The sequence below is a fragment of the Mycobacterium sp. genome, assembly GCF_032162605.1.
Classification (GTDB): Bacteria; Actinomycetota; Actinomycetes; order Mycobacteriales; family Mycobacteriaceae; genus Mycobacterium.
The window spans coordinates 1-7,399 of sequence record NZ_JAVROT010000127.1; the positions used below are offsets into that span (position 1 = coordinate 1).

Here is a 7,399-nt window from a genome sequence, read left to right on the forward strand (position 1 = left end):
TCGGCATCCTGACGGCCATCATCGCCCGGGACAAGACCGGCAAGGGCCAGAAGGTGTCGGCAGCGATGCAGGACGCCGTGCTCAACCTCTGCCGGGTCAAGCTGCGCGACCAGCAGCGTCTGGATGCCATCGGTTACCTCGAGGAGTACCCGCAGTACCCCAACGGCGAGTTCGGCGACGCCGTGCCGCGCGGCGGCAACGCCGGCGGCGGTGGTCAGCCCGGCTGGGTGGTCAAGTGCAACGGCTGGGAGACAGACCCCAACGCCTACATCTACTTCACCATCCAGGAGCAGAACTGGAAGCGCACTGCGGAGGCCATCGGCCATCCGGAATGGGTCGATGACCCGGCGTACAGCACCGCGCGCGCACGCCAGGACAAGATCTTCGACATCTTCGGTGAGATCGAGAAGTGGCTGGCCGACAAGACGAAGTGGGAGGCAGTCGACATCCTGCGCGAGTGGGAGGTGCCTTGCGCACCGGTCATGTCCATGAAGGATCTGGCGGCAGATCAGTCTCTGCGTGAGAGTGGCAGCATCGTCGAGGTCGACCAGAAGGGCCGCGGAACCTTCCTGACCGTCGGCAGCCCGATCAAGTTCTCGTCGTTCAAGCCCGAGATCAAGGGCGCGCCGTTGCTCGGCGAGCACACCGACGAGGTCCTCGCCCAACTGGGTTACGACGCGGACACCATCGCCGAGTTCCACAAGAACAAGGTCGTCGTCTAACCGGCTGTCAAGACCGAGAACCGCCTCAGGTCACGATCTGGGGCGGTTCTCACCCACACCGATCCGTTCGCCTGTCTGTTGGAGGTAGCGCATGAATCCCACGACCACGGGGGAGGCGAACGTGGCGGCGCTGGTCCGCGAGATCGCCGCCGACCATCGCACGCACCGCGGAGCGCTACTGCCCATCTTGCACGCGGTCCAGGAGGCGTTGGGTTGTGTACCCGCGGAAGCCATTCCCGTGCTCGCGGACGAACTCAATCTTTCCCGCGCAGACGTGCACGGAGTCGTCAGCTTCTACCACGACTTCCGTTCCGAACCGGCCGGGCGCACCACGGTCCGGGTGTGCCGCGCGGAGGCGTGTCAGGCGGTCGGCGCTGGGCGACTAGTCGCTCACCTGCGTGATCGCTATGGCGTGTCGCTAGGGGAGACCAGCCGGGACGGATCGCTGACCGCCGAGCAGGTCTTCTGTCTCGGCAACTGCGCGCTGGGGCCGGCGGCGCAGGTGAACGGCCGGCTGTACGGCCGGCTGGATGAGGCTCGGCTCTCGTCGATTCTCGACGCGGCGGTGTCGCAATGAGCACCCCTGCGCCGGTCACCATCTACGTGCCATGCGATTCGGCGGCGACATCGGTCGGTGCGGACGAGGTAGCCGAGGCGCTGGTCCGCGCCGCGGCCCGCGAGAATCGCCCAATAGAATTGATACGCAACGGTTCTCGCGGCATGCTCTGGCTCGAGCCGTTGGTCGAGGTGGTGACCTCGGACGGCCGCGTGGGCTACGGGCCCGTCGCCCCGGCCGAGGTCGACGGACTCGTCGCGGCCGGATTGTTCGATGCCGCCGACCATCCGTCGCGAGTCGGCGAGGTGGAGGAGCTGCCCTGGCTGGCGACGCAGAACCGGGTCACGTTCGCCAGGGTCGGTGTCACCGACCCGTTGTCACCCGAGGACTACGTCGGTCACGGCGGCCTCGCCGGACTGCGGCGGGCACTGCAGATGTCTCCGGCCGACGTGGTCGCCGAGGTCACCGACTCCGGATTGCGTGGCCGCGGTGGCGCAGGCTTCCCCGCGGGCATCAAGTGGAAGACCGTGCTCGAGTGCGTCGACGAACTGAAGTTCGTCTGTTGCAACGCCGACGAAGGCGACAGCGGGACCTTCGCCGACCGAATGGTGATGGAGGGCGACCCGTTCATGCTCATCGAGGGCATGACGATCGCGGCCTACGCGGTGGGCGCCAGCGAGGGATACGTCTACATCCGGTCGGAGTACCCCGGTGCGGTGGCGAGGATGCGTGGCGCCATCGACATCGCCCGCGGCCGTGGGTGGCTCGGCGACGACGTGCTCGGCTCGGGTACGCGTTTCGATCTGCACGTCAGGGTGGGCGGCGGAGCCTACATCTGCGGCGAGGAGACCTCCATGCTGGAAAGTCTCGAGGGTAAGCGCGGCATGGTCCGTGCGAAGCCGCCGATCCCGGCCATCCACGGGCTGTTCGGCAAGCCGACGGTGGTCAACAACGTGCTCACACTGGCCAGCGTTCCGACCATCCTCGCCGACGGTGCAGCGGCGTATCAGGAGCTCGGCGTCGAGCGGTCGCGCGGCACCCAGCTGTTTCAGCTCGGCGGCAACGTCAGGCACGGCGGTCTCGTCGAACTGGCATTCGGGGTGACCCTCGGTGAACTCGTGGACGGCTACGGCGGCGGCACCCTTTCGGGTCGGCCGGTGCGGGCGGTCCAGGTCGGTGGCCCGCTCGGCGCGTACCTGCCGAGAGCCGAGTTCGATCTGCCGATGGACTATGAGGCATTCGTTGCGGCCGGGGCGATGGTCGGTCACGGAGGCATCGTGGTGTTCGACGACACCGTCGACATGGCGGCCCAGGCCAGGTTCGCGATGGAGTTCTGCGCCGCGGAGTCGTGTGGCAAGTGCACGCCGTGTCGGGTCGGCTCGGTACGCGGCGTGGAAGTGATCGATCGGATCACCGCCGGTGAGCACCGCGACGAGAACCTGGCCCTACTCGAAGATCTCTGTGACGTCATGACCGAGGGTTCGTTGTGTGCGATGGGCGGGCTCACCCCGATGCCCGTGCGCAGCGCGCTCACACACTTCCCCGACGACTTCGACTCACGCGAACCGATCTCCGAAACGACGACCGCGCCCTTCAGCGCGAGGACGGAGGGCATGCGATGAGCCTGCTCAAAGAACCCGACTACGGCACCCCCGCCAAGGAAGGCCCGGCGTCGGTCTCGGTCGAGGTCGACGGGATGCGCGTCGCTGTTCCGGAGGGCACATCCGTCATGCGTGCGGCCGCGATGGCCGGCGTCGACGTCCCCAAGTTGTGCGCCACGGATACGCTCGAAGCGTTCGGCTCCTGCCGGCTCTGTCTGGTCGAGATCGACGGCCGCCGTGGCACTCCCGCCTCTTGCACGACCCCGGTCGCCGACGGGATGGTCGTACATACCCAGACGCCGAAAGTCGCCAAGCTCCGTGAGAACGTCATGGAGCTCTACATCTCCGACCATCCGCTGGACTGCCTGACCTGTCCGGCCAACGGTGACTGCGAGTTGCAGGACATGGCGGGCGTGGTCGGTCTGCGTCAGGTCAGGTACGGCTACGACGGAGAGAACCACCTGGACGCAGTCGTCGACGACAGCAATCCGTACTTCGACTTCGACCCGTCCAAATGCATTGCCTGTTCGCGTTGTGTGCGGGCCTGTGACGAGATCCAGGGCACGTTCGCGCTGACCATCGAAGGCCGGGGCTTCGACTCGAAGGTGTCACCCGGTGCGGGCGAGTCGTTCATGGACTCGGAATGCGTGTCATGTGGCGCCTGTGTGCAGGCGTGCCCGACGGCCACCCTGCAGGAGAAGTCAGTGATCCAACTGGGGATGCCGACCCGGTCGGTGATCACCACCTGCGCGTACTGCGGAGTCGGCTGCTCGTTCAAGGCGGAGTTGCGCGGCGACGAGGTGGTCCGCATGGTGCCCCACAAGGATGGCGGCGCCAACGAAGGACACTCGTGTGTCAAGGGGCGGTTCGCGTTCGGCTACGCAACGCACCCGGACCGGATGCTGCGCCCGATGGTTCGCGAGAAGATCACCGACCCGTGGCGTGAAGTCGAGTGGGACGAGGCGATCGGGACTGTCGCCCGTCGGATGCTCGACATCAAGCAGCGGCACGGCGCGGGAGCGATCGGCGGGATCACCTCGTCGCGGTGCACCAACGAAGAGGTCTACGTCGTCCAGAAGATGGTCCGCGCCGCCTTCGGCAGCAACAACGTGGACACATGTGCCCGGGTGTGCCACTCGCCCACAGGATATGGGCTCAAGCAGACGTTCGGCGAGTCGGCGGGCACGCAGGACTTCAAGTCCGTGGCGCAGGCCGACGTCATCATGGTGATCGGGGCCAATCCGACGGACGGGCACCCGGTGTTCGCGTCCAGAATGAAGCAGCGGTTGCGTCAGGGGGCGAGGCTCATCGTGGCCGACCCGCGCCGCATCGACCTGGTGCGTTCGCCTCACATCGAGGCCGACCACCATCTGCAGTTGAGGCCAGGAACGAACGTGGCGATCGTCAATGCCATGGCGCACGTGGTCGTGACCGAGGGCCTGGTGGACAAGGCGTTCGTGGCGGACAGGTGTGAGGGATTCGACGAGTGGGCGGCGTTCATCTCCGGCGACGAGCACAGCCCGGAGGCCGTCGAGTCGATCACCGGTGTGCCCGCCGAGGAACTGCGCGCCGCCGCCCGCCTGTACGCGCTGGCGCCGAACGGGGCGATCTACTACGGCCTCGGTGTGACCGAACACAGCCAGGGCTCGACGATGGTCATGGGCATGGCGAACCTGGCGATGGCGTGCGGCAACATCGGCCGCGACGGTGTCGGCGTGAACCCGCTGCGCGGCCAGAACAACGTGCAGGGCGCCTGCGACATGGGTTCCTTTCCGCACGAGCTGCCCGGTTACCGGCACGTCTCGGATGACGCCGTCCGCCACGTATTCGAAAAACTCTGGGGCACAGAGTTATTGGCCGAACCGGGATTGCGCATCCCGAATATGTTCGACGCCGCGATCGAGGGCACGTTTCGAGGACTGTTCGTTCACGGTGAAGACATCGCGCAATCCGACCCGAACGTCAAGCACGTCTTGGCCGCACTCGAGGCGATGGAACTCCTGGTGGTGCAGGACCTGTTCCTCAACGAGACCGCGAAGTACGCCCACGTGTTTCTGCCGGGCGCGTCGTTCCTGGAGAAGGATGGAACCTTCACCAACGCCGAACGCCGGATCAACAGGGTCCGTGCGGTGATGAAGCCGAAGAGCGGCCGACACGAGTGGGACATCGTATGCCAGCTCGCCACGGCGATGGGCTATCCCATGCACTACGACCACCCGAGCCAGATCATGGATGAGATAGCCTCCCTCACACCGACTTTCGCTGGAGTCTCCTTCGAGAAGCTGGACGAGGTAGGCAGCATCCAGTGGCCGTGCGATGAGCACGCGCCGGAGGGCACGCCGATCATGCATGTCGAGTCATTCACCAGGGGCCTTGGCAGGTTCGTGCCGACTCCCTTCGTGCCGACCGACGAGCGCAGTACCCGCCGCTTCCCGCTGATTCTCACTACGGGCCGAATCCTGAGCCAGTACAACGTCGGTGCGCAGACTCGGCGCACGGCGAACATTGCCTGGCATCAGGAGGATCTGCTGGAGATTCATCCCCACGACGCGGAGGTGCGGGGTATCACCGACGGTGAAGAGGTCACGTTGGCCAGCCGAGTCGGCGAAACGACGCTGCGTGCGCAGCTCTCCGACCGGATGCCGACCGGCGTGGTGTACACCACCTTCCACTACCCGGTCACGGGCGCGAACGTCGTGACGACGGAGAACTCCGACTGGGCAACCAACTGCCCCGAATACAAGGTGACTGCCGTCCAGGTCGCACTGGCCCATCCGATCTCCCGCCAGCGGGCCGAGCCGGCGGTCGAGCGCGTGCTGGCCGTCGGACTGGCCGAGTGACGTGTCGACCAACGAGGCTTCCGAGATCAGGCTGATCAACCAGGTGGTCATCCACTTCGGCTACTTGTCCACCGAGCAGGCGGTGGCTGCGGTCGCCGACCATGTCCGCAAGTTCTGGGACCCGCGGATGAAGCGACGACTGTTCGACCTCGTCGACTCGGAGGCAGGCGACCTCGAGCCGGTGGCGTTGGCAGCGACGGCGCTGCTGCGCTAGTTGCTGTCTCACCACGATGGTCACACGTGATGCGGCGTCCCGGGGCTGATGGACCGAGACGTGATCATCCCTTGGGCGGCTTGCATTTTGGGGCGCCGATCAACTGCGTCCACGCGTGACGTGCACGCAGGCCAGGCTCTGTGCGCCGACCCCTTCGTGGTCGACGTCCCGCCAGAAGTCGGCGTCGTAGTCGGCGTCGGATATCTGGATCATGTCCACCGCCCGCGTGCGGGAGATGAGCGCTGAGGTCAGGCCCAACTCCTCGGCGTCGATCTCGAGCCGATGGATGCCGTTGCGGATCCCTTGGACGTCGTTGCGGATGCGACGCATCGCCGGGGTGTCACCGCAGGTCGACTCCAGCGAGGTCACGCAATGCAGGAGCTCGGCGAGCAACTGGTGCAGCTTGTCGACGGTGGTGGTGGACATGGGAACTCCTTCGGGTGTCGGGGCAGTGGGGTTGGAGGGCTCGATGCGCATCATCGCGGCAGGCAGACGGTCGGCAGGCCGGGGCGGTGCAGCATCCGCGTCATGACCGCGGCGCACAGGCTGAGCAGGCCGGCGGCGACGAACGGAATCGTCAACCCGTGCGAGGCGACCAGCAGGGCGGGTAGGCCGACGCCGATGAGTCCTCCGAACAGCTTGGCGCTGTAGACCAAGCCGAAGTTGCGCACGGCGCTGGGCTCACCGAAGTAGTCGGCGACCAGGCTGGCGAACAGTGGGTAGAAGGCGCCGCCGGCCATTCCGCTCAGCGCGGCGAAGATGACGAACGCAGCGGGCTGGCCGATCGATGCGGAGTCGACGAGCCCCAGTTGCGCGCAGCCCTCGACGAGAAGCGCGGCGCTCAGCGTCTGGCGCCTGCCGAACCGGTCGGAGATTCTGCCGGCCACGCTGCGGCCGGTGCCGTTGACGACGGCGAGCAGACCGACCGCCACGGCGCCGACTCCGAGCGAAAAGCCTTGGGACATGGCCATGATCGGGACGTAGACGACAGCGAGCAATGAGGCTGCGGCGGCGATGACCAAGATCAGGTACATGACCACGAACGCGGGTGTCCGGACCGCCTCGCCGGGGGAGTACTGCCGTAGGGCCGTGACGTTGTTGCGCAGGCTGCGGTTCAGCTTCTTGTCGATGGCCCACTGTTTGGGGTCGACGTCCGACGGCCACCAGCCTGCGGGCGGGTCCCGCAAGAGCGCGCCGAACTGGGCGACGACGACGAGGATGATGACCGCCACCGCAGTGAAGATTCCCGTGCGGTTCGCCGGCGTCAGGACGGTGCCGAAGAAGGCGATGAACGGGACGGCACCGCAGCCGATCGCTCCGGTGACGAGACCGACCCGGGCGGCGCGCTTCTCCGGGTACCACTTCGCGACGGTGGCAGTGCAGGTCGCGTAGACGATGCCGGCGCCGGTGCCGGACAGCACGGAGTAGCCGAGCACCGCGAGCACCAGGTTGTCGGTGTGGGCCAG

The 7,399-nt window shown here is 66.6% G+C and carries 7 protein-coding genes; 5 read left to right on the forward strand and 2 right to left on the reverse strand.

Going from position 1 to position 7,399, the window contains the following annotated elements; all coding sequences use genetic code 11:
* The 5 genes from QOI01_RS07860 to QOI01_RS07880 all read left to right on the forward strand — a co-directional run.
* On the forward strand, positions 1-722 hold a 722-nt coding region (locus QOI01_RS07860), incomplete at its 5' end, for a CoA transferase (RefSeq protein WP_526379634.1).
* 91 nt (positions 723-813) lie between these two features.
* A complete protein-coding gene (locus QOI01_RS07865) occupies positions 814-1,299 on the forward strand; it encodes a formate dehydrogenase subunit gamma (protein WP_526379636.1) in 486 nt (161 codons plus the stop codon).
* Positions 1,296-2,900, forward strand: a complete 1,605-nt coding sequence (locus QOI01_RS07870; RefSeq protein ID WP_526379638.1) for a formate dehydrogenase beta subunit — start codon at positions 1,296-1,298, stop codon at positions 2,898-2,900. The genes QOI01_RS07865 and QOI01_RS07870 overlap by 4 nt, the downstream gene beginning before the upstream one ends.
* Positions 2,897-5,719, forward strand: a complete 2,823-nt coding sequence (fdhF, locus tag QOI01_RS07875; RefSeq protein WP_526379640.1) for a formate dehydrogenase subunit alpha — start codon at positions 2,897-2,899, stop codon at positions 5,717-5,719. The genes QOI01_RS07870 and fdhF overlap by 4 nt, the downstream gene beginning before the upstream one ends.
* Before the next feature lies 1 nt (position 5,720).
* Positions 5,721-5,933: a formate dehydrogenase subunit delta gene (locus QOI01_RS07880; RefSeq protein ID WP_526379642.1), complete on the forward strand. Its 213-nt coding sequence runs from the start codon at positions 5,721-5,723 to the stop codon at positions 5,931-5,933.
* Positions 5,934-6,032: 99 nt separating this feature from the next.
* On the opposite strand, the gene QOI01_RS07885 is transcribed toward QOI01_RS07880, so the two are convergent.
* Together QOI01_RS07885 and QOI01_RS07890 are read right to left on the reverse strand one after the other, a co-directional pair.
* Entirely contained in the window at positions 6,033-6,359 is a 327-nt protein-coding gene (locus tag QOI01_RS07885; RefSeq protein WP_526379644.1) for an Rv0250c family protein, read from the reverse strand.
* Between the two features lie 50 nt (positions 6,360-6,409).
* Positions 6,410-7,399: OFA family MFS transporter (locus QOI01_RS07890; RefSeq protein WP_526379646.1), on the reverse strand; the 990-nt coding region annotated here is incomplete at its 5' end.

Excerpts from the sequence above, each read along its gene's own strand:
- QOI01_RS07885 (WP_526379644.1), bottom strand. The coding sequence starts at position 6,359 with ATGTCCACCACCACCGTCGACAAGCTGCACCAGTTGCTCGCCGAGCTC.
- fdhF (WP_526379640.1), top strand. The coding sequence starts at position 2,897 with ATGAGCCTGCTCAAAGAACCCGACTACGGCACCCCCGCCAAGGAAGGC.
- QOI01_RS07870 (WP_526379638.1), top strand. The coding sequence starts at position 1,296 with ATGAGCACCCCTGCGCCGGTCACCATCTACGTGCCATGCGATTCGGCG.
- QOI01_RS07865 (WP_526379636.1), top strand. The coding sequence starts at position 814 with ATGAATCCCACGACCACGGGGGAGGCGAACGTGGCGGCGCTGGTCCGC.